Source organism: Cronobacter sp. EKM101R (assembly GCF_963888145.1).
In the GTDB taxonomy this organism is placed as follows: domain Bacteria; phylum Pseudomonadota; class Gammaproteobacteria; order Enterobacterales; family Enterobacteriaceae; genus Cronobacter; species Cronobacter turicensis.
In genome coordinates, this window is the sequence record NZ_CAWPHW010000007.1 from 54,188 (window position 1) to 80,286 (window position 26,099).

Consider the following 26,099-nt stretch of genomic DNA (forward strand, 5'->3'; position numbering starts at 1 on the left):
GAAATTTCTGGAAATGCGGCGCGGCTCACACCCCTGCCTGCCGGGCGGCCAGACGCCATTTTGTGAACTTCCTCACGTTCATCTTTGCTTCCTTGCCAGCGCGGTGAACACGCTGTCCGTGGAGTGAAGGTGCGCCGCCGTGCCGCTCCCTAGACTGGCGTCAGAGATTCCAACAGGACCCTAACCATGACTATTCGCCATAGCGTCGCGGTCGATCTGGGCGCCTCCAGCGGTCGCGTAATGCTGGCCCGCTACGACAGCCACGGACAGCGCCTGACGCTTGAAGAAATCCACCGTTTCGCCAACGGCCTGCGCCGCGTGGACGGCTTCGACACCTGGGATGTGGACGCGCTGGAGCGTGAAGTGCGCGCGGGCCTTGAAAAAGCCTGCGCGCGCGGCGTCGCTATCGACAGCATCGGCATCGACACCTGGGGCGTCGATTATGTGTTGCTGGACGCACGCGGCGAGCGCGTCGGCCTGCCGGTATCGTACCGCGACAGCCGCACCGACGGCATCATGGCCCGCGCAGAGCAACAGGTGGGCCGCGAGGCGATTTACCGCCGCACCGGCATCCAGTTCCTGCCGTTCAATACTCTCTATCAGTTTCGCGCGCTGGTGGAACAGCAGCCGGAGCTGGTCGGGCGCGTGGCGCACGCGCTGCTCATCCCCGATTACCTCTGCTACCGGCTGACCGGCGCGCTGAACTGGGATTACACCAACGCGACCACCACGCAGCTTATCAACATCAATACCGATAACTGGGACGAGACGCTGCTCGACTGGGCGGGCGTGCCGCACCACTGGCTCGGCGCGCCGACGCATCCGGGCAACGTCATCGGCCACTGGCGCAGCGCGCAGGGCGTGGAGGTGCCGGTGGTATCCGTGGCGACGCATGACACCGCCAGCGCCGTGATCGCCGCGCCGCTGGCGACGCCGGACGCGGCCTGGCTATCCTCCGGCACCTGGTCGCTGATGGGTTTTGAGAGCAAAACGCCGTACACCGACGACCGTGCGCTCGCGGCCAATATCACCAACGAAGGCGGCGCTGAAGGGCGCTACCGGGTGCTGAAGAACATCATGGGCCTGTGGCTGTTGCAGCGCGTCTGCCAGGAGCAACAGGTTAACGACCTGCCCGCGCTTATCGACGAGGCGCGCGCGCTTGCGCCCTGCCGCTTTGTCGTGAACCCCAACGATGACCGTTTTATCAACCCCGAAAACATGAGCCGCGAAATTCAGGCCGCCTGCCTTGAGCGCGGCCAGCCTGCGCCGCAAAGCGCGGCAGAACTGGCGCGCTGCATCTTTGACAGCCTGGCGCTGCTTTACGCCCGCGTGCTGGAAGAACTGACCGCCCTGCGCGGGCGTCCGTTTACGGTGCTGCACATCGTCGGCGGCGGCAGCCAGAACCCGCTGTTGAACCAGCTCTGCGCCGATGCCTGCGGCATCCCGGTGCTGGCGGGCCCGGTGGAAGCCTCCACGCTCGGCAACATCGGCTGCCAGTTGATGGCGCTGGATGAGATTGCCGATGTCGACGCGTTTCGCCGCGTCGTGACCGCCAGCCAGACGCTGACCCCTTTTCAACCTCAGACTGACAGCGAGATAGCGCGCCAGGCGGCGCGGTTATCGCCGGGTCGTCAAACCAGGAAGGAGCTTTACGCATGACCACTCATATTCACCAGGCATGGGAACTGGCGAAGCAACGCTTCGCCGCCGTTGGCGTCGATGCCGAAGCCGCGCTGCGCCAGCTTGATCGCCTGCCGGTTTCCATGCACTGCTGGCAGGGCGACGATGTGGCCGGGTTTGAAAACCCGCAGGGGCAACTCACCGGCGGCATTCAGGCGACCGGCAACTACCCGGGCAAGGCGCGCAACGCCGAAGAGTTGCGCGCCGATCTCGACCAGGCGCTGCGCCTGATCCCCGGCCCCAAACGCCTCAACCTGCACGCCATCTATCTGGAATCCGACACGCCGGTCGCCCGCAATGAAATCAAACCGGCGCACTTCGCGAACTGGGTGACGTGGGCGCGCGAGCGCCAGCTGGGGCTCGATTTTAACCCGTCCTGCTTCTCGCACCCGCTGAGCGCCGACGGCTTTACGCTCTCGCACCCTAACCCGGAAATTCACCAGTTCTGGATTGAACACTGTCAGGCGAGCCGCCGCGTGTCGGCGTCGTTCGGCGAACAGCTCGGCACGCCGTCGGTCATGAACATCTGGATCCCGGACGGCATGAAAGATACGCCGGTGGACCGCCTGGCGCCGCGACGCCGTCTGCTCGCCGCGCTGGATGACGTTATCCGCGAGAAACTCAACCCGGCGCACCACATCGACGCGGTAGAGAGCAAGCTGTTCGGCATTGGCGCTGAGAGCTACACCGTCGGCTCTAACGAGTTTTACCTGGGCTATGCCGCCAGTCGCCAGACCGCGCTGTGCCTCGACGCCGGGCATTTCCACCCGACCGAAGTTATCTCCGACAAAATCTCCGCCGCGATACTTTACGTGCCGCGTCTGCTGCTGCATGTGAGCCGTCCGGTGCGCTGGGACAGCGATCATGTCGTACTGCTGGATGATGAAACGCAGGCCATCGCCGGGGAGATCATTCGCCATGATCTGTTTGACCGCGTGCATATCGGCCTCGATTTCTTCGATGCCTCCATCAACCGCATCGCGGCGTGGGTGATTGGCACCCGCAACATGAAAAAAGCGCTGCTGCGCGCGCTGCTGGAGCCGACCGCGCAACTGCGTCAGCTGGAGCTTGACGGCGATTACACCGCCCGTCTGGCGCTGCTCGAAGAGCAGAAATCGCTGCCGTGGCAGGCCGTCTGGGAAATGTACTGCGAGCGCCACGACACTCCGGCCGACGCGGCGTGGCTCTCCGCCGTCCGTCATTATGAACAACACGTTTTAAGCACGCGCTAAGGAGCACTCATGCAACGCATTCTTTCTTCCTGGTTTGTTCAGGGAATGGTTAAAGCCACCAGCGATATGTGGCTGAAAGGCTGGGACGAACGTAACGGCGGCAACGTGAGCCTGCGCCTTGACGCGGCCGACGTGGAGCCTTACCGCGACGAATTCTACCCGGCCCCGCGCAGCGTGGAGCTGAGCCAGCCGCGTACAGAGCTCGCGGGCTGCTGGTTTCTCGTGACCGGTTCCGGGAAGTTTTTCCGCAACGTGCAGCTCGACCCGGCAGACACGCTGGTGCTGCTGCAAATCACCGATGACGGTATGGCGTACCACATTCACTGGGGGCTCGCCAATGGCGGCCTGCCGACGTCTGAGCTGGCGTCGCATTTTCAGTCGCACGCGGTGCGCAAAGCCGTCTCCGGCGACAAGGACCGGGTGATCATGCACTGCCACGCCACCAACCTGATTGCGTTGAGTTTCGTGCTGGAGCTCGATGAAGCGCGCTTTACGCGCCTGTTGTGGGAGGGCAGCACCGAGTGTCTGGTGGTGTTCCCGGACGGCATCGGCATCGTGCCATGGATGGTGCCGGGCACCGACGGCATCGGCAGCGCCACATCGGAGCAGATGAAAACCCACACGCTGGTGCTGTGGCCGCATCACGGCATTTTCGGCACCGGGCCGACGCTTGATGAGGCGTTCGGGCTTATCGATACCGCCGAGAAATCGGCCGAGATCCTGGTCAAGGTGCTGTCGATGGGCGGCATGAAGCAGACCATTACGCGCGAGGAGCTGATCGCGCTCGGCGAGCGTTTTGGCGTAACGCCGCACGCGGGCGCGATCGCGCTGTAACCGGGCGGGCGTGTGGAGGCAGACGGTGGGTGCGCTGCGCTTACCCACCCTACCCATCCTCAATGTAAGGCGGGTAAGCAACGCGCACCCGCCAGCGTGAATACAACCGTAGGGCGGGTAAGCAACGCGCACCCGCCAGCGTGAATACAACCGTAGGGCGGGTAAGCAACGCACACCCGCCAGCGTGAATACAACCGTAAGGTGGGTAAGCAACGCGCACTCGCCAGCGTGAATACAACCGTAAGGTGGGTAAGCAACGCGCACCCGCCAGCGTGAATACAACCGTAGGGCGGGTAAGCAACGCGCACCCGCCAGCGTGAATACAACCGTAGGGCGGGTAAGCAAAGCGCACCCGCCAGCGTGAATACAACCGTAGGGCGGGTAAGCAACGCGCACCCGCCATTACCGTAAAAGCAAGGAGAAGCTGCATGAGCTTTATGCTGGCACTACCCAAAATCAGCCTGCACGGCGCGGGCGCTATCGAAGACATGGTGAAGCTGGTAGCGAACAAAAACTGGGGCAAGGCGCTGATCGTCACCGACGGGCAACTGGTCAAACTCGGCCTGCTCGATAGCCTCTTTGCCGCGCTCGATGCGCAGCAGATGTCTTACGAACTCTTTGACGAGGTCTTCCCTAACCCCACCGAAGCGCTGGTGCAGCGCGGCTTTACGGCCTGGCGCAACGCGCAGTGCGACTATCTGATCGCCTTCGGCGGCGGTAGCCCCATCGATACCGCCAAAGCGATTAAAATTCTTACCGCCAATCCGGGCGCGTCCACCGATTACGCGGGCGTAGGCCACGTCAAACACCCCGGCGCGCCGCTGGTGGCGATTAACACCACCGCCGGTACCGCGGCGGAGATGACCAGCAATGCGGTTATCACCAACGAAGCGCGGCGGGTCAAAGAGGTGATTATCGACCCCAATCTGATCCCGGATATCGCCGTGGATGACGCGAGCGTGATGCTGGATATTCCGCCCGCCATTACCGCCGCGACCGGCATGGACGCGCTGACCCACGCGGTCGAAGCGTTTGTCTCGGTGGGCGCGCATCCGCTGACCGACGCCAACGCGCTGGAGGCGATTCGCCTTATTAACCTGTGGCTGCCGAAAGCGGTGGAAGACGGGCGCGACCTGGAAGCGCGCGAGCAGATGGCGTGCGGTCAGTATCTGGCGGGCATGGCGTTTAACAGCGCGGGCTTAGGCCTGGTGCACGCGCTGGCGCATCAACCGGGCGCGACCCATAACCTGCCGCACGGGGTCTGCAACGCTATCCTACTGCCGGTTATCGAAAACTTTAACCGCCCGCGCGCCGTGAAGCGGTTCGCCCGCGTGGCGCAGGCGATGGGCGTCGATACCCGCGACATGAGCGACGAACAGGCGAGCCATGAAGCCATCAATGCGATCCGCGCGCTGTCGGCCCGCGTCGGCATTCCTTCCGGTTTTAGCCAGCTTGGCGTGACGAAAGCGGATATCGAAGGCTGGCTGGATAAGGCGCTGGCTGACCCGTGCGCGCCGTGCAATCCGCGCGTCGCCTCGCGGGACGAGGTTCGCGAGCTCTATCTGGAGGCATTATGATCCGCAAAGCGTTTGTGATGCAGGTTAACCCGGACGCGCACGACGAATATCATCGCCGCCATTCGCCCATCTGGCCGGAGCTGGAGGCGGTGCTGAAACAGCACGGCGCGCACCATTACGCTATCTGGCTTGATGCGCAGCGCCACCTGTTGTTCGCCACGGTCGAGATAGAGAGCGAGGCGCGCTGGAACGCCGTGGCGCAAACCGAGGTGTGCCAGCGCTGGTGGAAACATATGCGCGAGGTTATGCCGTCCAACCCGGATAACAGCCCGGTGAGTCAGGAGCTGAAAAGCGTGTTTTATCTGGAGTGAACGTGGGGTTGGATGAATGGCGGGTGCGCTGGCGCTTACCCGTCCTGGATAATACAGAGCCTTCCGTTACCGTAGGGCGGGTAAGCGAAGCGCACCCGCCATTACTACGCCTTCACCGTCGCTTTTAACGCCACGCCCTGTCGCTGGCTGGAGAGCGTAAACGCCGACACCACCGTTATCGCCAGCACAAAACTGCCGAGGATGAGATAGGTATCCTGGAACCCTATCCGGTCATACATCGTACCGGCGAAGGCGGAGAGGAAAATCGCCGCCATCTGCTTGGCAAACTGAAAACCAATCAGATAAATGGTCGCCGACAGACGCGTATCGAACACGCCGGTAATGTATTTAAACGCGCCCACCAGCAGGAACGGCACTTCCAGCGCGTGCAGCATTTTCAGCGCCACCACTTCGTACACGGTCGTGGCGAACGCCGAGCCGATAATGCGCGTGGCCATAATCGTGCCCGCAATCAACAGCGTATTCTTCGCGCCGATGCGGTTAATGATCCATGGCGAGCAGAACATGATAATCGCGTTACACAGCTCCCCCGCCGTGGTGGCGAACCCAAACGCCTGGGTGCCCGCCTGCGGCGTCGGGAAGAACGATTTAAAAAACGTGGCGAACTGCTGGTCAAACACGTCATACACGCACGCCACGCCCACCACATAGAGAATAAACATCCACAGCTTCGGCAGACGGAACAGGCCCAGCGCCATTTTGGCTGTCACCTGCGGCTGGTTGGCGCCGAGCGCGTTCATCACCTGCGCCGTCTGATTCGCGCGAGGACGCGCCACCAGCAACAGCCCCATCAGTACCAGCGCCGCGCAGGAGCCCATCCAGAACACGATAGCCGGGTTAACGTTAAACAACATGCCTGCCGTTGAGGCGCACAGCCCCCAGCCCAGACAGCCGAACATCCGCGCTTTACCATATTCAAAGGCGCTGCTGCGGCTCACGCGCTCAATATAAGCCTCAATCGCCCCGGCGCCTGAAGAGAAACAAAAGCCGATATACAGCCCGCCCGCCAGCGCGCCGAGCCAGATATTCGCCTTCAGAAGCGGCCCGAACACCCACAGGAAGAACGGCGCGAACAACACCAGCAAGGTAGTGATAATCCACAGCAGATGTTTCTTTAAGCCCAGCTTGTCGGAAATCACGCCCAGCACCGGCTGAAACGCGATCGCGAACAGCGACATACAGGAGAAAACGATACCGGTATCGGTTTTGTTCAGGCCAATCACATCCGACAGCCAGATAGGCAAAAACGGAAAGCAGGTGGCCATGATGAAGAAGTAGAAAAAGAAGAAGAGACCAAAGATCCAGAAGTTCGGGTTATTTTTGTAAGTACAGACGGTATTATTCATTATTGTCGCCCTTATAAGACCAGCCCATTAAGGCGCCGCCTGCGCGGCGCCGTTCTGTTACACGCGCTCAAACGCGATAAGCATCGCGGTTTCCGGATCAAGCACCGGCAGGTGCAGCCCCGCCTGCGCCAGCCATTCGCCGCTGGCGCTGACAGGCTCGTTCATCCAGCCGGGCAACTGGCGCATGGTGTGGCCGCCCGCGCCGGTCAGCTGAATATTCGGATGATCCACGAGACGCACCTGGTAACGGGCCTGCGGATCCAGCCCCGGCACGCGCAGCGCGCCCGGCAGCGTGTAGTCCGGCATCGCCAGCTGGCTTACCAGAAACAGCCCCTGCGTCTTATCCTGGCTAACGACGCCCTGCACCTGCGTGGCGGCATCCGGCATCTCCACGCGCCACAGGTCGCCCGTATGGATAAGCTCGCGCCATTCCTTATAGAGCGCGGCATAGCGCTGATAGCCCGCGGCCTCCTGCGCCCCGGCGCTGACCGGATCCAGCTCAAGCCCCATGTGACCAAACAGCGCCGTCAGGCCGCGAAATTCAATGCTGTGCTGGCGGAACGTGGCGTGGCAGCGCGGGTTGCCGATATGCGCGCCCATCACTTCCGGCGGGAAGAAGTAGCTCATGCCGCGCTGGATAGTATTGCGCTCCAGCGCGTCATTGTTATCGGACGCCCAGAAGCGGTGCGTGCGCGTCAGCACCTCGAAATCGATACGCCCGCCGCCGGACGCGCAGGATTCAAACTCGACGTGCGGGAAGCGCGCGCGCAGCACATCCAGCAGACGATAGAACTGGCGCGTCTGGGCGTCCGCCGCCGCTTTGCCTGCGTGGCCCGGCTGCACCAGCTCGCGGTTCATATCCCACTTCACGTAATCGACAGGATGCTCGCCCAAAAGCCAGCTCATGCGTTCCAGCAGATAATCGAACGCATCAGGCATGTTCAGGTTGAGCACCCACTGATGCCGCCCGGTGGTCTTCGGGTAGCCCGGCAGCGCCAGTACCCAGTCCGGGTGCGCGCGGTAAAGATCGGAATCGGGGTTGATCATCTCCGGCTCCACCCAGATGCCGAATTCCATGCCGAGGTTTTTCACATGGTGAATCACCGGCATCAGGCCGTCCGGGTATTTTTGTTCATCGAGATACCAGTCGCCGAGCGCCGCATGATCGTCGTTGCGGCCCTTAAACCAGCCGTCGTCGATGATAAAGCGCTCCACGCCGAGCGCCGCGGCCTCGGTCGCCATCCGCATGATGTATTCCGGCTGGTGGTCGAAGTAGATCCCCTCCCAGGTATTGAGATGTACCGGGCGCGGTTTGTTGCCGGGGAAACGGATGATTTCATCGCGCAGAAAGCGGTGGAACTGTTGGCTCATGCCGTTAAGGCCGCGCGTGGAATGGCTCGCGTAGAGCCAGGGCGTGTGCAGCGTCTCGCCGGTCGCCAGCGCCATTTCGCCCGGCAGATAGAGCGCCTCGGCCTGGAGATAGCGCCGCCCGTCGGTTTTCGCTTCGCACTTCAGCCGGTGGTTGCCGCTCCAGCCGAGATGCACGCCCCAGACGTCGCCGTGCTGCTCGCCAAACCCCGGCGTACCGGCGATAAGCGCCGGAAAATGCTCGTGCGAGGTGCGCCCGCGGCGGTTCTCCAGCACAAAACCATCATGGCTTAACGTCACGCGGTGCGGCTGGAACTCGCGCGTCCAGCGGCCATGAAACGCCATCACTTCAAACGCCCGCTCCGCCACCGGCAGCGTGACCGCGAAACGATCCACCTGCCAGGCCCCGTCGCGCAGATTGGTCAGCCCGTGACGCACTTTCAGCACGCCGCTGTCGCTGAGCGCCAGTTCGCTGACAAGCCGCAGCCCGGCAGTGGCGTCTTCACTGGTTATCACCAGCGTCTGTCCGTTCTGGTTTACGTCCCGCGTGGTGAACACCGGCGAGGCATCAAACCCGTTACGGTGCCCTTCCAGCCCCGGCGCGCCGAAAAGCCCGTGACCGTTTTCGGCCATCAGCGTGACGGGCGAATCGGTGTCCAGTCGGCCGTTAGCGACCGGGCGGATAAGGCTCGCGCAATCCTGCGGCGAAAAGTGGGCAAGATGCGGTCCCCAGTAGAGAATTTCGGCGAATGGCTGGGTTTTGATAACAACATCTGTTGTGGGGCTGGTCAGACGGTAAACACGGGTTTCCATAAAAGCATCTCCGGTAAAAAGAATGCTTTTACTGTTGATCCGAAACGTTTCGGATGCCAACCAAAACGTTTCGGATGTGTGATCTGTACGGAATTTTGCTTAGGAAAACGCCTGGCTTTAGCCCGCGGGGTGCAGAGTGCTGCCTTCAAGAAAATCAGGCTGCCAGAGGACCTGGAGCTGCTCTGCGGGCTCGCCCGCGATGAGGCGCTGCACCATGTCGGCGATTTGCCGTCCTACACCTTCGCGGGTGGACTGGATCACTGCCGCTACGTCCATCTCCACGATGCTGTCAGGCGGCAGGCCGTCATACACCACCAAAGAAACCGCCCGATGGCCCTGCAAGCGATTAAGCGTTTGCAGCGCCATCGCGGCGCCGTCGCCGAGCGAGTTGCAGTCGGTCACAATGGCCGTCGGCGGCGTGGGTAGCGCCATGAGTTCGAGCACGGCTTTGTAGCCCGCGCGGCGGGTGGGCGGCAGCATCCGCAGGCCGCTGTCATCCAGCTGATGCGCTTTCAGCGCGTCACGCCAGCCCTCGCGGCGCTGGGTGATAAACGCCTGGCTGTTGTGCTCGCCAAGCATCGCGATGCGCCGGTGGCCAAGCCCGATTAACCGCGAGGTGGCCTGATGCGTACCGGCATAGTTGTCGAAATCAAACCAGGCGTAAGGCTGCGGCAACCGGCTGCGCCCGAGCGCCAGGAAAGGAAAGTTCACCGTCTGGAGCTGCTGCAACCGCGGGTCGTTATCCAGCGTGTGCGCCACGATCAGCGCATCCACACGGCGGCTTTGCACCAGCCGCATATAGCTGTGGCTGTCCGCAAGATCGTCGTCGGCAATCAGCAGCAAATCGACCTCATGTTGCGCCAGTTCGCGGCTTATCTCGCCTACCATCTCCATAAAGACGCTGTTGTTAAGCGGCACCGGATGCACAGGGAAGACCAGCCCGACCGCGTCGATTTTGCCCATTTTCAGGCGACGCGCGAATGTATTGGGCCGGTAGCCGCGCCGCGCCGCCTCGGCCTCCACCCGCGCGCGGGTCTCCTGAGAAACGTCGTCATAACCGTTCAACGCGCGGCTGACGGTGGTAACGGAGAGGCCAAGTTGTGCAGCGATTGCTTTAAGCGACATAAATGAAGTGCCTGATTACCTGATACGTGAGAGTGTCGCCTGAGGTATTACAGGCGTCCACAGATTCTGTAAGGCTTAATTTTGTTCCGCCACCAGAATCGCCTGAGTATCAGGCTCCAGCGCGCGGAAAACATGCGCCTGATCGCCCGGGTAGCAGATGTAATCCCCGGCGCACAGCTCCTCCGGCGCCTCGGCAAGCCCCACCAGCGCGCGGCCCTGCGTCACGATGATATGTTCAACTGAGCCCGTCGGGTGCGGGTGCGACAGCCGCTCGCCTTCGGGCTGCGTTAACAGTAAGTAGATATCGCGACGCGCGCCCGGCGGGCAGGTCGCCAGCAAAATCGCCTGATAATTGGCGAGTTCCGCCACCACTTTCGGCCCTTCGCCCCGGCGTATTACCTGCGTTTTGTTTACCTGCGGCTCCATCAGGCGGGCGAAAGGAATATCGAGCGCCACGCATAACGCCCAGAGCGTCTCCAGACTCGGATTGCCGTTGCCGGCTTCGAGCTGGGACAGCGTGGATTTAGCGATCCCCGCGCGACGGGCCACTTCGGCCAGCGATAACCCGGCGCGTGTGCGTTCACGCACCAGGCTTTTGGCGATCACGGTAATGGGCTGTGTCATGTCGGGCTCCCTGGTTCGTTAAAATGAACGAACGTTCGTGTTGAAAATCGGCCGTGGTCTGTTCATTATAATGTTCATTCGTTCGTTATGGGTAAAAACGTATGATTCTGCACCGATTTGCCTGTCTTAAGGGCGACATTATAAAGGCTATTGCGCTGGTCTGTCTGGCCGTCGGCGTGGTAGGTATTTCTTACGGGACGCTGGCGATGGCTTACGGCTTCGCACTCTGGGTGCCGCTGCTGTTGTCTGTCTGCGTGCTGGCGGGCGCGTCGGAGTTTATTTTTATCGGCATCGTCGCGAGCGGCGGTAGCCCGCTTGCCGCGGCGGCGGCGGCGGCGGGGCTGCTGGTTAACGCGCGTCATCTGCCGTTTGGCATCACGGTACGGGATCTGGTGGGCCGGGGCACCAAAAGGCTGCTGGGTTCGCACATCATGAATGATGAAAGCGTGGTGTTTGGGTTATCCCAGGCGACGCCCGAGACGCGTAAAGCGGCCTACTGGCTGTGCGGGCTGGGCGTGGCGCTGTGCTGGCCGCTTGGCGTCGTTATCGGCGTGGCGATGGGCACGCTGCTGCCTGCGCCGGAAACCATCGGCCTCGACGCCGTGTTCCCGGCGATTTTGCTCGCGCTGGTGCTGCCCGCCCTGAAAAATAAAACCACGCTGATTCGCGCGGGCAGCGGCGCGGCGCTCTCCCTTGCCGCCGTACCGTTCGCGCCGGTCGGGCTGCCGGTGCTGCTCTCTCTGGCGGGCTTATTCACGAGGAAGAAATAATGGCGAGCACCATGATGATTCTTGCCGGGATCGGCGTGCTCTCTGTCGGCACGTATCTGATGCGCTTTGGCGGAGCGAAGCTCGGTAACAAGCTGGCGCTGAGCGAACGCGCGCAGGCGCTACTCTCCGATGCGGCGACCACGTTGCTGTTTGCCGTGGCGCTGGCGGCGACATTTTACGAAGGTGAGCATTTTGCGGGTATGGCGAGGGTGCTGGGCGTGGCGTTCGCGCTCTTTCTGGCCTGGCGCAAGGCGCCGTTGATCGTGGTGATTTTTGCGGCGGCGGTCGTCACCGCGCTGCTGCGTCTGGCGGGTATGCCATAAAAAAAGCGCCCGCTGGCGCTCTTTCGACAATGTCTGGCTTATTTGTTCAGTTCGGCGGTCATGTGGACCTGATTGCCGGTGAACGCTTCGGTGATGGTGTAGGTCGCGCCCAGCTGTTCTGCCTGTGCGGCGATTTTGGCTTCCGCGCCGGAGAGCGTGGTGTCAGTTGCGGTCACGGACTGGCCAGCGAAAGCGCCGAAAGCGGTAGCAAGGGTCATAACAGCAACAAAAGATTTGATAGTATTCATGGCAATATTCCTTCAGGTCTGGTTTAAGTGAGAAGGCGCATTGCCTTCGATGTGTGTAATAGTAGACCTGCACACCGCAAACCAAAAGCGGAAGGATTTGCCATTCTTTGTCAGAAAAACTGAACGATATTTATGCGTTCGTATCGCCTGCGAGCAGGCGCTGCGGATGCGTATAAATCGTCGCGCGGCCGGGGCGCGAGAAGCCCACCAGCGTCAGGTTGCACCGCTCCGCCACTTCCACCGCGAGCGTGGTGGCGGCGGAAACCGCAAAGAGGATTTCAACGCCGCAAGTCGCGGCTTTCTGCACCATCTCATAACTGGCGCGGCTGGAAACCAGCACCGCGCCCTGCTGCCACGCTTCGCGCGCGCGTCGGCCCAGCAGTTTATCAAGCGCGACGTGACGCCCGACATCTTCATGCCCGCCCGCGATATCGCCCCGCGGGGTCAGCCAGGCGGCGGCGTGCGTGCAGCCGGTGAGTTCGCCGACGGGCTGTACGCTGGCGAGTTGACGCAGCGCGCCATCGAGATTAGCGAGCGCGAAAGTTTGCGTGAACGGCAGCGGGGCCAACGGGCGCACGATGTCGTTAAGCTGTTCCACGCCGCAGACGCCGCAGCCGGTACGCCCGGCCAGACTACGACGGCGCTCTTTAAGCCCCATGAAGCGACGACTGGAAAGTTCCACCTGAATTTCGATACCATTACACCCATGGATAATATCCATGCCGTAAATTTCGTGTGAAGATTCGACAATTCCTTCCGATAAAGAAAATCCAAGGGCGAAGATTTCCAAATCTTTGGGAGACGCCATCATCACGACGTGAGATATACCGTTGTAGACCAGCGCTACCGGCACTTCTTCCGCCAGCCAGTCCGGCTGAGTGGTGGTCAGATTCTCTCTTTTCCAGAGCGGAAGGGAACGAGCGGCGGTGACGTCGCTCACGTTTTGCAACAGTTCTGGATGGTTCTTATTCACTTTTTATTAACCGTCTGAAACAGCCTCAGCAACATTGTGGTATTCTGTTGCGCCTAATCCCTCCTTGCAAAGAAGGGAATTACGATTGTGAACCGTTGCGGCGGCATCCGCAAAAGAAAAACCATACGACTTACTTTGTGACAATGTCTGAACAAGGAGCAATCCATGCAGGTCAGCAGAAGGCAGTTCTTTAAGATCTGCGCTGGCGGTATGGCAGGCACCACGGCAGCCGCACTGGGATTTGCTCCCGGCGTCGCGCTGGCGGAAACACGGCAATACAAACTGCTGCGCGCCCGCGAAACCCGTAATACCTGTACGTACTGCTCCGTCGGCTGTGGGCTGTTGATGTATAGCCTCGGCGACGGCGCGAAAAACGCGAAATCTTCGATTTTCCACATCGAAGGGGACCCGGATCATCCGGTTAACCGCGGGGCGCTTTGCCCGAAAGGCGCAGGTCTGGTGGATTTCATCCACTCCGAATCGCGTCTTAAGTACCCTGAATACCGCGCGCCAGGCTCTGATAAATGGCAGCGCATCAGCTGGGAAGACGCGTTCGATCGCATCGCGAAGCTGATGAAAGAAGACCGCGACGCTAACTACATCGCGCAAAATGCTGAAGGCACCACCGTTAACCGCTGGCTCTCCACCGGTATGCTGTGCGCCTCCGCGTCAAGTAACGAAACCGGCTATTTAACCCAGAAATTTACCCGCGCCCTCGGCATGTTAGCCGTGGATAACCAGGCGCGTGTCTGACACGGACCAACGGTAGCAAGTCTTGCTCCAACATTTGGTCGCGGTGCGATGACCAACCACTGGGTTGATATGAAGAACGCCAACCTCATCGTTGTGATGGGTGGGAACGCGGCAGAAGCGCATCCGGTGGGTTTCCGCTGGGCGATGGAAGCCAAGATCCACAATGGCGCGAAACTTATCGTGATTGACCCGCGCTTTACGCGCACGGCGTCGGTGGCCGATTTCTATACGCCTATCCGTTCCGGCACTGACATCGCTTTCCTGTCAGGCGTACTGCTGTACCTGCTGAACAACAACAAGTTTAACCGCGAATATGTCGAGGCCTACACCAACGCCAGCCTGATCGTGCGTGAAGATTATGGTTTCGATGACGGCTTGTTCACCGGCTACGATGCGGACAAACGCAAATATGACAAAACCAGCTGGCACTATGAGCTGGACGAAAAAGGCTTCGCGAAACGCGATACCACGCTCTCTCACCCGCGCTGCGTCTGGAACCTGCTGAAAACGCACGTTTCCCGCTACACGCCGGACGTGGTGGAGAATATCTGTGGTACGCCGAAAGCCGATTTCCTGAAGGTGTGCGAGTACATCGCCGAAACCAGCGTACACGACAAAACCGCGTCGTTCCTGTATGCGCTCGGCTGGACGCAGCACTCCGTCGGCGCCCAGAATATCCGTACCATGGCCATGATCCAGCTGCTGCTGGGCAACATGGGTATGGCGGGCGGTGGCGTGAACGCCCTGCGCGGACACTCCAACATTCAGGGCCTGACCGACCTCGGCCTGCTGACCCAGAGCCTGACCGGCTACATGACGCTGCCAAGCGAAAAACAAGCCGATCTGCAAACGTACCTGACGGCCAACACGCCGAAACCGCTGCTGGAAGGCCAGGTGAACTACTGGGGCAACTACCCGAAATTCTTCGTCTCGCTGATGAAAGCCTTCTATGGCGATAACGCGACGGCGGAGAATAACTGGGGCTTCGACTGGCTGCCGAAATGGGATAAAGGCTACGACGTTCTGCAATATTTCGAGATGATGCACCAGGGCAAAGTCAACGGCTATATCTGCCAGGGCTTTAACCCGGTCGCCTCGTTCCCGAATAAAAACAAAGTGGTCGCTTCTCTGTCCAAACTGAAGTTCCTGGTGACTATCGATCCGCTCAACACCGAAACCGCTACCTTCTGGCAGAACCACGGCGAGCAGAACGATGTCGATCCGGCGAGCATTCAGACCGAAGTGTTCCGCCTGCCGTCCACTTGCTTTGCCGAAGAAAATGGCTCCATCGTGAACTCCGGCCGCTGGCTGCAGTGGCACTGGAAAGGTCAGGACGCGCCGGGCGAAGCGCTGAACGACGGCGAAATCCTGGCCGGTATCTTCCTGCGCCTGCGTAAAATGTACGCCGAGCAGGGCGGCGCGTGCCCGGAACAAGTGCTCAACATGACCTGGAACTACTCGACGCCGGAAAACCCGTCGTCGGAAGAAGTGGCGATGGAGAGCAACGGGAAAGCGCTGGCGGATATCATCGATCCGGTGACCGGCAACGTGCTGGCGAAGAAAGGCGATCAGCTGAGCACCTTCGCGCACCTGCGCGACGACGGCACCACATCGAGCGGCTGCTGGATCTTCGCCGGTAGCTGGACGCCGAACGGCAACCAGATGGCGCGTCGCGATAACGCCGACCCGTCAGGCCTTGGCAATACGCTGGGCTGGGCATGGGCATGGCCGCTGAACCGCCGCATCCTGTATAACCGCGCCTCCGCGGATCCGCAGGGCAAACCGTGGGACCCGAAACGTCAGCTTCTGTCTTACGCCAACGGCAAGTGGGTCGGCGCCGATATTCCGGATTACAACACCGCGCCTCCGGGAAGCGATGTCGGTCCGTTTATCATGCAGCCGGAAGGCATGGGCCGCCTGTTCGCCATCGACAAAATGGCGGAAGGCCCGTTCCCGGAACACTACGAGCCGTTCGAGACGCCGATTGGCACCAACCCGCTGCACCCGAACGTGGTGTCTAACCCGGCGGCGCGCGTGTTCAAAGGCGATCTGGAAGCGATGGGCAAAGCGGATAAGTTCCCGTATGTCGGCACCACGTACCGTCTGACCGAGCATTTCCACTACTGGACCAAACACGCGCTGTTAAACGCCATCGCGCAGCCGGAACAGTTTGTGGAAATCGGCGAGAAACTCGCCGGCAAGCTTGGCATCGCGCAGGGCGATACCGTGAAAGTCTCCTCCAACCGCGGCTATATCAAAGCCAAGGCGGTGGTGACCAAGCGTATTCGCACGCTCAACGTGGACGGCAAACAGGTGGATACCATCGGTATTCCAATCCACTGGGGCTACGAAGGGGTCGCGAAGAAAGGCTTTATCGCCAACACGCTGACGCCGTTCGTGGGCGACGCCAACACCCAGACGCCGGAATTTAAGGCGTTCCTGGTGAACGTGGAAAAGGTGTAACGGAGACGACTTATGGCTTATCAATCGCAAGACATTATCCGTCGTTCCGCGACTAACGGTTTCACGCCCGCGCCTCAGGCGCGGGACCACCAGCAGGAAGTGGCGAAGCTTATCGACGTGACCACCTGTATCGGCTGTAAAGCCTGTCAGGTGGCCTGTTCCGAGTGGAACGATCTGCGTGACGAGGTCGGTCATAACGTCGGGGTGTATGACAACCCGGCGGATTTGACCGCCAAGTCGTGGACCGTGATGCGCTTCTCGGAAGTGGAGCAGAACGACAAACTGGAATGGCTTATCCGCAAGGATGGCTGTATGCACTGCGCCGATCCGGGCTGCCTGAAAGCGTGCCCGTCGGAAGGCGCTATCATTCAGTATGCCAACGGCATCGTCGATTTTCAGTCTGAGCAGTGCATCGGCTGCGGCTACTGCATCGCGGGCTGTCCGTTCGACGTCCCGCGCCTGAACCCGGAAGATAACCGCGTCTACAAATGCACCCTGTGCGTGGATCGCGTGACCGTGGGCCAGGAGCCGGCGTGCGTGAAAACCTGTCCGACTGGCGCTATCCACTTTGGCTCCAAAGAGGATATGAAACAGCTGGCTGGCGAGCGTGTGGCGGAGCTGAAAACCCGTGGTTACGAAAACGCGGGCCTGTACGATCCGGCAGGCGTTGGCGGTACGCACGTGATGTACGTGCTGCACCACAACGACAAGCCGAACCTGTACCACGGCCTGCCGGAGAACCCGGAAATCAGCGAAGCCGTTAAGTTCTGGAAAGGCATCTGGAAACCGCTCGCCGCTATCGGCTTTGCGGCGACCTTCGCAGCCAGCGTCTTCCACTACGTCGGTATCGGTCCAAACCGCGCCGAGGAAGATGAAGACAATCTGCACCATGACGATGATGAGGTGCGTAAATGAAAAGACGTGACACCATCGTGCGCTACAGCGCGCCAGAGCGAATCAACCACTGGATCACCGCCTTCGCCTTCGTGCTGGCGGCGGTGAGCGGGCTGGGGTTCTTTTTCCCCTCCTTCAACTGGCTGATGAACATTCTCGGCACGCCGCAGCTGGCGCGCATCCTCCACCCCTTCGTTGGGGTGGTGATGTTCGTCTCGTTCATGCTGATGTTTTTCCGTTACTGGCACCACAACCTCATTAACCGTGACGATATCCTGTGGGCAAAAAATATCCACAAAATCGCCATGAACGAGGAAGTGGGCGATACCGGGCGCTATAATTTTGGTCAGAAGTGCGTCTTCTGGGCGGCTATCCTGCTGCTGCTGCTGTTACTGGCAAGCGGCGTGGTGATCTGGCGTCCGTGGTTCGCGCCGATGTTCCCCATCCCGGTTATTCGCCTGGCGCTGCTGGCGCATTCATTTGCCGCAGTAGCGTTAATTGTGGTTATCATGGTGCATATTTACGCGGCCCTGTGGGTCAAAGGCACCATTACCGCCATGGTGGAAGGCTGGGTTACCAAAACCTGGGCGAAGAAACACCACCCGCGCTGGTATCGCGAAGTGCGCGAGAAACAGGAAAAATCATCTGAATGAGTATTCGCATCATCCCGCAAGACCAGCTGGAGAAGAGCGATAAACGTACGGCGGAAGTGATTCCGCCGTTATTGTTCCCCAGACTGAAAAATCTCTATAACCGCCGCGCCGCACGCCTGCGCGAGCTGGCTGAAAATAATCCGCTGGGCGATTTCCTGCGTTTTGCCGCGCTTATCGCGCATGCTCAGGAAGTGGTGCTGTATGACCACCCGCTGGAGATGGATTTAACAGCCCGCATCAAAGAGGCGGCGGAACAGGGCAAGCCCCCGCTGGATATTCACGTGCTGCCGCGCGATGGTCACTGGCAGAAGCTGCTGCAATCGTTGATTGCCGAGCTGAAGCCGGAGATGAGCGGCCCGGCGCTGGCGGTTATCGAGAATCTCGAAAAAGCCTCGGCGCAGGAGCTGGAAACCATGGCAAGCGCCCTGTTCAGCGCCGATTTCAGCGCGGTAAGCAGCGATAAAGCGCCGTTTATCTGGGCTGCGCTGTCGCTCTACTGGGCGCAGATGGCGAGCCTGATCCCCGGCAAAGCCCGTGCGGAATATGGCGAAGCGCGCCAGTTCTGCCCGGTCTGCGGCAGCATTCCGGTCTCCAGCATGGTGCATATCGGCTCAAAACAGGGGCTGCGCTACCTGCACTGCAACCTGTGCGAAACCGAGTGGCATGTGGTGCGTGTTAAATGTAGCAACTGCGAGCAGACGCGCGATTTGCACTACTGGTCTCTGGAGAGCGAACAGGCGCCAGTCAAAGCTGAAAGCTGCGGCGACTGCGGCACTTACCTGAAGATCCTGTATCAAGAAAAAGACCCGAACGTGGAGCCGGTGGCGGATGACCTCGCCTCGCTGGTGCTCGACGCCCGCATGGAGCAGGAAGGCTTTGCCAGAAGCTCCATCAACCCGTTCCTGTTCCCGGGAGAGGGTGAGTAAACCTTGTCTGTAGCCCGCTCGTTCAGGGCGGGCTAATTTACGCCGGTTATCGCAACGTCATGGTCTTTATGGGTTACAACGCCAGCGCCGGGATGACATGCTGCGGATCTCTGGCAATAGCGCGCAACAGCGCGCGCGCCGGGCCCGTTGGCGACCGCCTGCCTTGTTCCCAGTTACGCAGCGTATCCACACTCACCGAAATCAGGCTGGCGAATTTCGTTTGAGAAAGGCCTGATGCCTGTCTGATCTCTTTTATTTTCAGCGCGTCGATGACGAAAGCCCGCGAAGGCTCGCGGCGGCCTTCGCTAATCTCATTCATCTGCCGCATACTTTCGGTTAACTGTTCAAACAGCGCGTTATCCATCACCACCTCTGATTCAGCATTCTGAGCACGGTTTTTTCATGGGGCGAGAGATCGTCTTTTATCCCTTTGCGATAAATCAGCAGCAATCGGATTTCATCCGCATAAGCACGATAAAAATAGATAATCCTGACGCCGCCTCGTTTGCCCCGGCCGCCAGCCTGCCAGCGCGCTTTACGAAGCCCGCCAGTATCCGGGATCACGTCGCCATAATCGGGTTGCAGCGCCAGAAACCACTGCAACTGCTGGTATTCGTCGTCACTAAGCAGAGTTGTCACGGCCCGGGTGAAGATTTCCGTTTCAATAAATAGCATATCCGTACGCCACTGGCTGATGTTAACACAGCACAAAGGTACGTCAATGGCGTACCTCGAAGAGAGCTACGCTATCGTGGTGCGGCGCGTCAGGCAATGCCCTGGCCGGAAAGATTTCCCTTCTGCGAGCCCCCTTCCGTAATCATTTGTACTTTTACATCAGCGGGATAAATATTGAGGGGCGCAGCGCCTGTGGTTGGCCTCGCTTATTTCAGCATCGCCAGGGCGGATGAGAGCGTCAGGATAAACAGGAACAGCCCGCCGCCGGTATCGACGACGACTTTCAGCCAGCGCACCGAAAAGCGGCGCGTGGTCAGTACGATAGCGCCACCGCATAGCAGCAGCCACGATGCCATGATGGCGACATGGATGCTGGCGAGCAGCAGATAGTGCATGAACGCCGTTCCGGCGAACGCGGGCACCACCGTCAGCCAGAGCAGGATCGCTTTGATATTAAAAAGGTTAGCCAGCAGCGCCTCTTTTACGCCCGCGCCGTGGCCTGTGTTTTGCTGAGGACGCCGCCAGGCCTGAATGCCGCTTGCGATAAGCCGTAGCGCCAGCCAGAGCAAATAGAGCGTGCCCGCCAGCTGTAAGGTTTTCATCACCGGCGGGTAGCGCACCAGCAGCTGCGTGACGCCAAGCCCCACCAGCGAGGCGTGAATATAAATCCCGATGAGCGTGCCTGCGATAACGCTGAACACGCCCGTAATGCCACGGTGGATAACGTTATTCATCGCAAGCGTAAAGCTGGCGCCAGGAGAGAGCGCCACTGGCGCAATCGCCAGTACAAAACCTGAAATATCCACACCACCGCCTCTGTTCATATCAGCCGTTACTTAACCACAATCACGGCGTGCGCGGTATTCACCAGAAATGACGGCGGATTACCTTCCTTTACGTTGGGTTTGCGCAGGTGCGCCATACTCAAAGGTGGAACCCGGTTTGCCACAGAAGGAAGGACCATGCGTAAGTTTATCGGCTTTGACATTGGCGGCACCCATATCAAACACGGCCTGATCACCGAAGAGGGCGAAGAGCTTTCCAGCGACGAATATGACACCCACTACGATCCCGACGCGTTCAAAAACGCCTGGCGCGAGGCGGTTGAGCGTTACCAGAACAATGACGAAATAGCGGGCATCGGCGTCAGTTTCCCGGGCTATATCAACCCCGGCACCAGCCATGTGCCAAAAGCGGGCGCGCTGGAATTCCTCGATGGCTGTAATCTGCTGGAGCTGTTTGGCGAACTGACCTCGCTGCCGGTCACGGTAGAGAACGACGCTAACTGCGCGGCGCTTGGCGAGATGTGGCGCGGCGCCGGACAGCGCTACGATTCCTTCATCTGTATGACCATCGGCACCGGCATTGGCGGCGGCCTGATCCTCAACCGTGAGCTGATGCGCGGCGCGCACTTCCGCGCGGGCGAATTTGGGGTGATCCCGGTCGGCGACAACGGCGAAAACATGCACCAGATCGCCTCCGCGCGAGGGCTGGTAGAAGCCAGCCGCCGGGCGCTGTCGCTGCCGTCCGACGCCCCGCTGCACGGTAAAGAAATCTTTGAACGTATGGGTGGCGACGTGCATCTGCGTGAAGTGGTCGAGCGCTGGGTCGGTTATCTGGCGCGCGGCGTTTACAGCGTGGTGTCGCTCTACGATCCGCAGGTGGTGCTGATTGGCGGCGGTATCAGCCAGCAGAAAGAACTCTACCCGATGCTTGAGCGCAGCCTCGAAAAATATAACTTCTGGGATGCGTTGCAGGTGCCCATTCAGCCGTGTCAGCTCGGCAACCAGGCCGGACGGCTGGGCGCGGTGTGGCTCGCGAAACAAAAACAGTAGCCCCGTCGCGACGGGGCTTACGCATTACATCGCCGCGCGATAAATCGCCATGATTTCCGCGTGGCTTGCCTGCACCGGATTGGTAAACCCGCAGGCGTCTTTAAGCGCGTTATCAGCAAGCGTGGAGATGTCCTCGTCACGCACTCTCAACTCCCGCAACCCGGCAGGAATATGCACCCGGCGAGCCAGCGCGCAAATGGCGGCGATGCAGGCATCCGCCCCTTCGGCGTCATTCATGGCGCTGACATCGACGCCCATCGCCTGCGCGCAGTCGCGCAAGCGGTGCGCCGCTACGGCGCTGTTAAAGCGCTGCACATGCGGCAGCAGGATGGCGTTACAAACGCCGTGCGGCAGGTCATAGAAGCCGCCCAGCTGATGCGCCATCGCATGCACATAGCCGAGCGACGCATTGTTAAACGCCATCCCCGCCATAAACTGCGCCCAGGCCATCGCCTCACGCGCCGCGACGTTATCCCCCTCTTCCACCGCCTGCGGCAGCGAGCGCGCAATTATAGCGATGGCTTTCAGCGCGCAGGCATCGGTCACCGGCGTGGCGGCTGTCGAGACATACGCTTCGATGGCGTGCGTCAGCGCATCCATGCCTGTCGCGGCGGTCAGCGATTTCGGCATTCCCATCATCAGCGCCGGATCGTTAACCGACATCACCGGCGTCACGTGTTTATCAACAATCGCCATTTTCACATGCCGCTCCTGGTCGGTGATGATGCAAAAGCGCGTCATCTCAGACGCCGTCCCCGCCGTGGTATTGATGGCGATCATCGGCAGTTGCGGTTTACGGGAGCGGTCGACGCCTTCGTAATCGCGGATATCGCCGCCGTTGGCGGCCACCAGCGCGATGCCCTTGGCGCAGTCGTGCGGCGAGCCGCCGCCCAGCGAAATCACGCAGTCGCAGCGGTGAGCGCGCAGCATACTTAATCCGGCTTCCACATTTTCCGTCGTCGGGTTCGGGTGCGTGCCGTCGAAGATCACGCTCTGCATGCCTTTCTGCGCCAGCATTTCCTTGAGCTGGCCCGCCATACCCAGCGCTGACAACATACCGTCCGTCACAATCAACGCGTTGCGATAACCATATTCACAGGCCGTTTTCAGCGCCTCGTCGAGGCTATTCATGCCAATCATATTAATAGAGGGAATATAAAAAACAGACGCGGTCATACTCATTATCCTTAATGAATCAAATGAGCTTCAGAAAATACACCGCATGGCAGAGTGAAAAAAGCGAGATGCCGCGAATTACGGCGAATTGGTTGCCAGAAAGCACCATAAAATAAAACAGTTAGCGTCATCGCACGGAATTATTCACGAGGTGATTAAAACATAGGGAATATATATTTCATCAATATATATTCCCCGTTTTCGATATCGTTTTTACAGCGCAGAATTAAACAGCGCGCTGTCGCGCAGCAGATGTTCATTACCGCGACGGCGGGTAAAGCCGATGCGGTCGAAATATTCCAGAATCTGAATCGCCAGCTTGCGGCCCACGTTCAGGCTGTCGCGGAAATCAGCGGCGACGGTCGCGCCTTTTTCGCGATCGAGCGTGCGGATCAGATCGGCGAACGCCACGATGCGATCGTGACGGTAATAGCGATCTTTAACGATCGCCGTGATAAAGCCCTGCTGCGCGGCGAGCCGCAACAGCTGGCGCATCGCCTGTTCTTCTTCGCCCGCTTCGCGCGCCAGATCGCGCACCCACCAGGGCTCGTCGCCAAACAGCCCCTGGATTTTCTCCCACAGCGCCTGCTGAGACTCGCTGAAACCGGCCTTATGGCCCGGCAGATGCAGCCAGCCTTCGCGGCTCGCGAGCTGCCCGTCGCGCCGCATCCGTTCGATAAGCGCCAGCACCAGCGGCTCCGGCTCGGATGGGAGCGCCATGCGCCGCAGGCGTTCGCGGCCAGGGCCGGGCTCTTCGCTGTGCGTTTCATGGTAGCGGGCGAGCGTGGCGAGCAGTTTCTCCTGCCAGCGCGCGGCAAGACTGCTGCTTAACAGATAACCATTCGCCTGGAGAAACTCCGCGCTGCCCGCCAGCGCGTCGAGCGCCGCCGTGGAGAGCTGGCGCGCCCAGCCAAACGTCGCGAGCGCGACCGCGCCGCGCGAGGCGTGGAGCCGCAGCGCATCGGCGTCGGTTTTGGCGTCAGCGAGTTCGGTGAGAAACGCGAGAAATTCCGGCTGGCGTTTGCCGCGCCGCGGGGCTTCCAGCGTGACGACGCGCGCGCCTGCCAGCGTCTGGCGCGCGCTGATGTCGCGCAGCACCAGCCGGTCGTTATCGGCCAGGAAGAGCGGCGTGTCGAACACCAGCTCCGCCAGATTATCTTCCAGCAGCGAAACGCGCCCGGTGACGTGGCTTGCCGCATGATGAATATGCAGCGGCTGCCACTGTTGCAGCGGCGCCTGGCGGTCGAGCGTGACGATGACCCGCTCCGCGGCCTGCGGCGGCGCGTCGCTGAGCAGCCAGTCGCCGCGCCGGATATCCGCTTTCTGCGCGTCGCCGCTAATGTTCAGCGCGATGCGCTGACCGGCGAACGCCCGCTCCGTCGGCTGGTTCTGCGCGTGCAGGCCGCGCACGCGCATCGGCGTATTCGCGCCGGTCAGGTAGAGCGTATCGCCGACGTTCACCTCACCGGAGAGCGCCGTGCCGGTCACCACCAGGCCCGCGCCTTTCACGGTAAACGCGCGATCGACCGCCAGGCGAAAGCGCTGCCCGGCAGGATGCGAGCGTTCGGGCAACGTGCGCAAGTGATCGCGCAGCGCCTCAACGCCCACGCCTTCGGTGGCCGCCGTCACAAACAGCGTGGTGTCGTGCCAGCCATAGTCGCTCAAGATTGCCAGGACATCTGCTTTCACCTGCGCCAGTCGCGCGTCATCCACCCGGTCGGCTTTGGTGAGCGCCACGGTGAGCGTCGGCTGGCCGGTCAGGCGCAGAATCGCCAGGTGCTCGCGGGTCTGGGCCATCACGCCGTCGTCGCACGCCACCATCAGCAGCGCATGATCGATGCCGCCCACGCCCGCCAGCATATTGGCGAGGAATTTCTCATGGCCCGGCACGTCGATAAAACCGATCACGCGCCCGTCCGGCTGCGGCCAGTAGGCGTAACCGAGATCGATAGTCATGCCGCGTTTTTTCTCTTCCGGCAGACGGTCGGCGTTAATACCGGTGAGCGCTTCAAGCAGCGTGGTTTTGCCGTGGTCCACATGCCCGGCGGTGGCGATAATCATTGCAACAACATCTCCATCAGTCCTGCCTCGTCTTCAAGGCAGCGTAAATCGAGCCATAACCGCCCGTCGCCCACGCGCCCGATAACCGGCACCGGCAGACGACGCCAGCGGGCGGCGAGCGCCTCAAGACGGCTGCCGCGCCCGTCGCGCGGAGTGAACGTGAGCGCAGCACCTGGTAGCCGGTCGACCGGCAGCGAGCCGCTGCCAATCTGCGACAGACAGGGCGCTACGTCTATCTGAAATTCGTCGCCGTAGCGGGATTCCAGCGCCGGACGCAGGCGCTGCGCCTGCTCGCTGATGTCGGACGCCTGACGCGTCAGCAGCCGCAGCGTCGGCAGCCGTTCAGCGAGTTTTTCCGGGTGCAGGTAGAGGCGCAGCGTGGCGTCAAGCGCCGCCACCGTCATTTTGTCGGCGCGCAGGGCGCGCTTGAGCGGGTGTTTCTGAAGCTTCGCGATGAGCGCCTTTTTGCCGACGATAATCCCCGCCTGCGGCCCGCCCGGCAGTTTATCGCCGGAAAAACTCACGAGACTCGCCCCGGCGGCCAGCGCCTCCTGCGGCATCGGCTCTTTCGGCAGGCCATACTGGCTGAGATCGATAAGCGAGCCGCTGCCGAGATCGACAATCACCGGGACAGACGACGCCTGCGCCAGTTCGGCGGCGTCTACGGCTTTGGTAAAGCCTTCAATCTGATAATTACTGGTATGCACTTTCATCAGCAGCGCGGTCTGCTCGCCAGTCGCCTCGAGATAATCGCGCAGATGCGTGCGGTTGGTCGTGCCCACTTCCACCAGCTGACAGCCCGCCTGGCGCATCACATCCGGAATGCGAAACGCGCCGCCAATCTCCACCAGTTCGCCGCGCGACACAATCACCTCTTTGCCTGCGCCCAGCGCCGCCAGCATCAGCAGCACCGCCGCGGCGTTGTTATTGACGATACAGGCGTCTTCCGCGCCGGTGAGTTCACAGAGTAACAACGCCAGCGCGCGGTCGCGGTGGCCGCGCTCGCCGCCGTCGGCGTCATACTCCAGCGTCACCGGCGAGCGCATGGCGCGGGCGACCGCTTCAACGGCCTCTTCCGCCTGCAACGCGCGGCCAAGGTTGGTGTGCAGCACCGTCCCGGTAAGGTTGAAAACCGGGCGCAGCGCGCTTTGCGAACCGCGCGCCAGCCGGTCAGCCGCCGCCGCGGCCCAGTCGTCGCACCACGACGGCAGCGCCTGGCGTTCGCGAATGGCAAGCCGCGCCTCCTCCTGCATCGCGCGAAGCGTGTTGACCACGCGAGTATGGCCGTAGGTGTCCAGCAACGGCTGGAACGCGCTGTCGCGCAGCAGGCGGTCAGTGGCGGGAAGCTGGCTGTAAAGCAGACGGGAATCGGTCGTCATGGCGTGAATAAACCTGGATAAAACGTGGCGATAATTTAG

The 26,099-nt window shown here is 60.8% G+C and carries 24 protein-coding genes; 12 read left to right on the plus strand and 12 right to left on the minus strand.

The window, feature by feature from the left end:
• Window positions 1-186 precede the first annotated feature (186 nt).
• The 5 genes from rhaB to rhaM all read left to right on the plus strand — a co-directional run bounded on the left by rhaB (window position 187) and on the right by rhaM (window position 5,634).
• Entirely contained in the window at window positions 187-1,659 is a 1,473-nt protein-coding gene (gene rhaB / locus AACV31_RS07125; protein ID WP_165156642.1) for a rhamnulokinase, read from the plus strand.
• Window positions 1,656-2,912 (plus strand): L-rhamnose isomerase, encoded by a 1,257-nt coding sequence (locus tag AACV31_RS07130; protein WP_165156640.1) that lies wholly within the window; start codon window positions 1,656-1,658, stop codon window positions 2,910-2,912. Before rhaB ends, AACV31_RS07130 begins: the two co-directional genes overlap by 4 nt.
• Window positions 2,913-2,921: 9 nt before the next feature.
• Entirely contained in the window at window positions 2,922-3,746 is an 825-nt protein-coding gene (gene rhaD, locus AACV31_RS07135) for a rhamnulose-1-phosphate aldolase (protein WP_075197803.1), read from the plus strand.
• Between the two features lie 428 nt (window positions 3,747-4,174).
• Window positions 4,175-5,323, plus strand: coding sequence for a lactaldehyde reductase (gene fucO, locus AACV31_RS07140; protein ID WP_165156638.1), 1,149 nt, complete (start codon window positions 4,175-4,177; stop codon window positions 5,321-5,323).
• Window positions 5,320-5,634: an L-rhamnose mutarotase gene (rhaM, locus tag AACV31_RS07145; RefSeq protein WP_012814826.1), complete on the plus strand. Its 315-nt coding sequence runs from the start codon at window positions 5,320-5,322 to the stop codon at window positions 5,632-5,634. Before fucO ends, rhaM begins: the two co-directional genes overlap by 4 nt.
• Window positions 5,635-5,738: 104 nt before the next feature.
• Here the strand turns inward: rhaM and AACV31_RS07150 are convergent, their stop codons facing one another.
• From AACV31_RS07150 to AACV31_RS07165, 4 genes are all read right to left on the minus strand, one after another.
• Window positions 5,739-7,001 carry an MFS transporter gene (locus AACV31_RS07150; protein ID WP_165156636.1) on the minus strand — a complete coding sequence of 421 codons (1,263 nt, stop codon included), beginning with the start codon at window positions 6,999-7,001 and terminating at the stop codon, window positions 5,739-5,741.
• Between the two features lie 57 nt (window positions 7,002-7,058).
• The gene (locus tag AACV31_RS07155; protein ID WP_165156634.1) at window positions 7,059-9,182 is read right to left on the minus strand and encodes an alpha-galactosidase; all 2,124 of its coding nucleotides are present in this window, start codon (window positions 9,180-9,182) and stop codon (window positions 7,059-7,061) included.
• Between the two features lie 117 nt (window positions 9,183-9,299).
• Entirely contained in the window at window positions 9,300-10,307 is a 1,008-nt protein-coding gene (locus tag AACV31_RS07160) for a LacI family DNA-binding transcriptional regulator (RefSeq protein ID WP_165156632.1), read from the minus strand.
• 75 nt (window positions 10,308-10,382) lie between these two features.
• Window positions 10,383-10,931, minus strand: coding sequence for a helix-turn-helix domain-containing protein (locus AACV31_RS07165; RefSeq protein ID WP_007766123.1), 549 nt, complete (start codon window positions 10,929-10,931; stop codon window positions 10,383-10,385).
• A 104-nt stretch (window positions 10,932-11,035) separates the two neighbouring features.
• Here AACV31_RS07165 and AACV31_RS07170 point away from each other — a divergent pair, with 104 nt between their 5' ends.
• Both AACV31_RS07170 and AACV31_RS07175 read left to right on the plus strand, forming a co-directional pair.
• Window positions 11,036-11,701, plus strand: coding sequence for an AzlC family ABC transporter permease (locus tag AACV31_RS07170; protein WP_165156678.1), 666 nt, complete (start codon window positions 11,036-11,038; stop codon window positions 11,699-11,701).
• Entirely contained in the window at window positions 11,701-12,024 is a 324-nt protein-coding gene (locus AACV31_RS07175; RefSeq protein ID WP_007766119.1) for an AzlD domain-containing protein, read from the plus strand. The genes AACV31_RS07170 and AACV31_RS07175 overlap by 1 nt, the downstream gene beginning before the upstream one ends.
• A gap of 38 nt (window positions 12,025-12,062) precedes the next feature.
• Here the strand turns inward: AACV31_RS07175 and AACV31_RS07180 are convergent, their stop codons facing one another.
• Together AACV31_RS07180 and fdhD are read right to left on the minus strand one after the other, a co-directional pair.
• Window positions 12,063-12,272: a DUF1471 domain-containing protein gene (locus AACV31_RS07180; RefSeq protein WP_007766117.1), complete on the minus strand. Its 210-nt coding sequence runs from the start codon at window positions 12,270-12,272 to the stop codon at window positions 12,063-12,065.
• 130 nt (window positions 12,273-12,402) lie between these two features.
• Complete coding sequence (gene fdhD, locus AACV31_RS07185; protein ID WP_165156630.1) at window positions 12,403-13,245, minus strand: formate dehydrogenase accessory sulfurtransferase FdhD; 843 nt, start codon at window positions 13,243-13,245, stop codon at window positions 12,403-12,405.
• Window positions 13,246-13,410: 165 nt separating this feature from the next.
• On the opposite strand from fdhD, the gene fdnG reads away from it, so the two are divergent.
• Genes fdnG through fdhE form a run of 4 tightly spaced genes read left to right on the plus strand, consistent with a single transcriptional unit; the run spans window position 13,411 to window position 18,934 of the window.
• Window positions 13,411-16,461 carry a formate dehydrogenase-N subunit alpha gene (fdnG, locus tag AACV31_RS07190; protein WP_158683133.1) on the plus strand — a complete coding sequence of 1,017 codons (3,051 nt, stop codon included), beginning with the start codon at window positions 13,411-13,413 and terminating at the stop codon, window positions 16,459-16,461.
• A 12-nt stretch (window positions 16,462-16,473) separates the two neighbouring features.
• Window positions 16,474-17,376 (plus strand): formate dehydrogenase subunit beta, encoded by a 903-nt coding sequence (gene fdxH / locus AACV31_RS07195; RefSeq protein WP_007766109.1) that lies wholly within the window; start codon window positions 16,474-16,476, stop codon window positions 17,374-17,376.
• On the plus strand, window positions 17,373-18,008 hold the full coding sequence (gene fdoI, locus AACV31_RS07200) for a formate dehydrogenase cytochrome b556 subunit (RefSeq protein ID WP_004385165.1): 636 nt from the start codon (window positions 17,373-17,375) through the stop codon (window positions 18,006-18,008). Before fdxH ends, fdoI begins: the two co-directional genes overlap by 4 nt.
• Window positions 18,005-18,934 (plus strand): formate dehydrogenase accessory protein FdhE, encoded by a 930-nt coding sequence (fdhE, locus tag AACV31_RS07205; protein ID WP_075199638.1) that lies wholly within the window; start codon window positions 18,005-18,007, stop codon window positions 18,932-18,934. The genes fdoI and fdhE overlap by 4 nt, the downstream gene beginning before the upstream one ends.
• Window positions 18,935-19,007: 73 nt before the next feature.
• Here the strand turns inward: fdhE and AACV31_RS07210 are convergent, their stop codons facing one another.
• From AACV31_RS07210 to AACV31_RS07220, 3 genes are all read right to left on the minus strand, one after another.
• Entirely contained in the window at window positions 19,008-19,298 is a 291-nt protein-coding gene (locus AACV31_RS07210; protein ID WP_075199637.1) for a helix-turn-helix domain-containing protein, read from the minus strand.
• Window positions 19,298-19,609, minus strand: a complete 312-nt coding sequence (locus AACV31_RS07215) for a toxin HigB-2 (RefSeq protein WP_075199636.1) — start codon at window positions 19,607-19,609, stop codon at window positions 19,298-19,300. Before AACV31_RS07215 ends, AACV31_RS07210 begins: the two co-directional genes overlap by 1 nt.
• 206 nt (window positions 19,610-19,815) lie before the next feature.
• Entirely contained in the window at window positions 19,816-20,415 is a 600-nt protein-coding gene (locus AACV31_RS07220) for a LysE family translocator (protein ID WP_165156628.1), read from the minus strand.
• A gap of 156 nt (window positions 20,416-20,571) precedes the next feature.
• On the opposite strand from AACV31_RS07220, the gene AACV31_RS07225 reads away from it, so the two are divergent.
• Window positions 20,572-21,444 (plus strand): ROK family protein, encoded by an 873-nt coding sequence (locus AACV31_RS07225; protein ID WP_165156626.1) that lies wholly within the window; start codon window positions 20,572-20,574, stop codon window positions 21,442-21,444.
• A 24-nt stretch (window positions 21,445-21,468) separates the two neighbouring features.
• Here the strand turns inward: AACV31_RS07225 and yiaY are convergent, their stop codons facing one another.
• The 3 genes from yiaY to selA all read right to left on the minus strand — a co-directional run bounded on the left by yiaY (window position 21,469) and on the right by selA (window position 26,060).
• On the minus strand, window positions 21,469-22,620 hold the full coding sequence (yiaY, locus tag AACV31_RS07230) for an L-threonine dehydrogenase (RefSeq protein WP_165156624.1): 1,152 nt from the start codon (window positions 22,618-22,620) through the stop codon (window positions 21,469-21,471).
• 213 nt (window positions 22,621-22,833) lie between these two features.
• The gene (gene selB, locus AACV31_RS07235) at window positions 22,834-24,681 is read right to left on the minus strand and encodes a selenocysteine-specific translation elongation factor (protein WP_165156622.1); all 1,848 of its coding nucleotides are present in this window, start codon (window positions 24,679-24,681) and stop codon (window positions 22,834-22,836) included.
• A complete protein-coding gene (gene selA / locus AACV31_RS07240; RefSeq protein WP_165156620.1) occupies window positions 24,678-26,060 on the minus strand; it encodes an L-seryl-tRNA(Sec) selenium transferase in 1,383 nt (460 codons plus the stop codon). The genes selB and selA overlap by 4 nt, the downstream gene beginning before the upstream one ends.
• Between the last annotated feature and the right edge of the window lie 39 nt (window positions 26,061-26,099).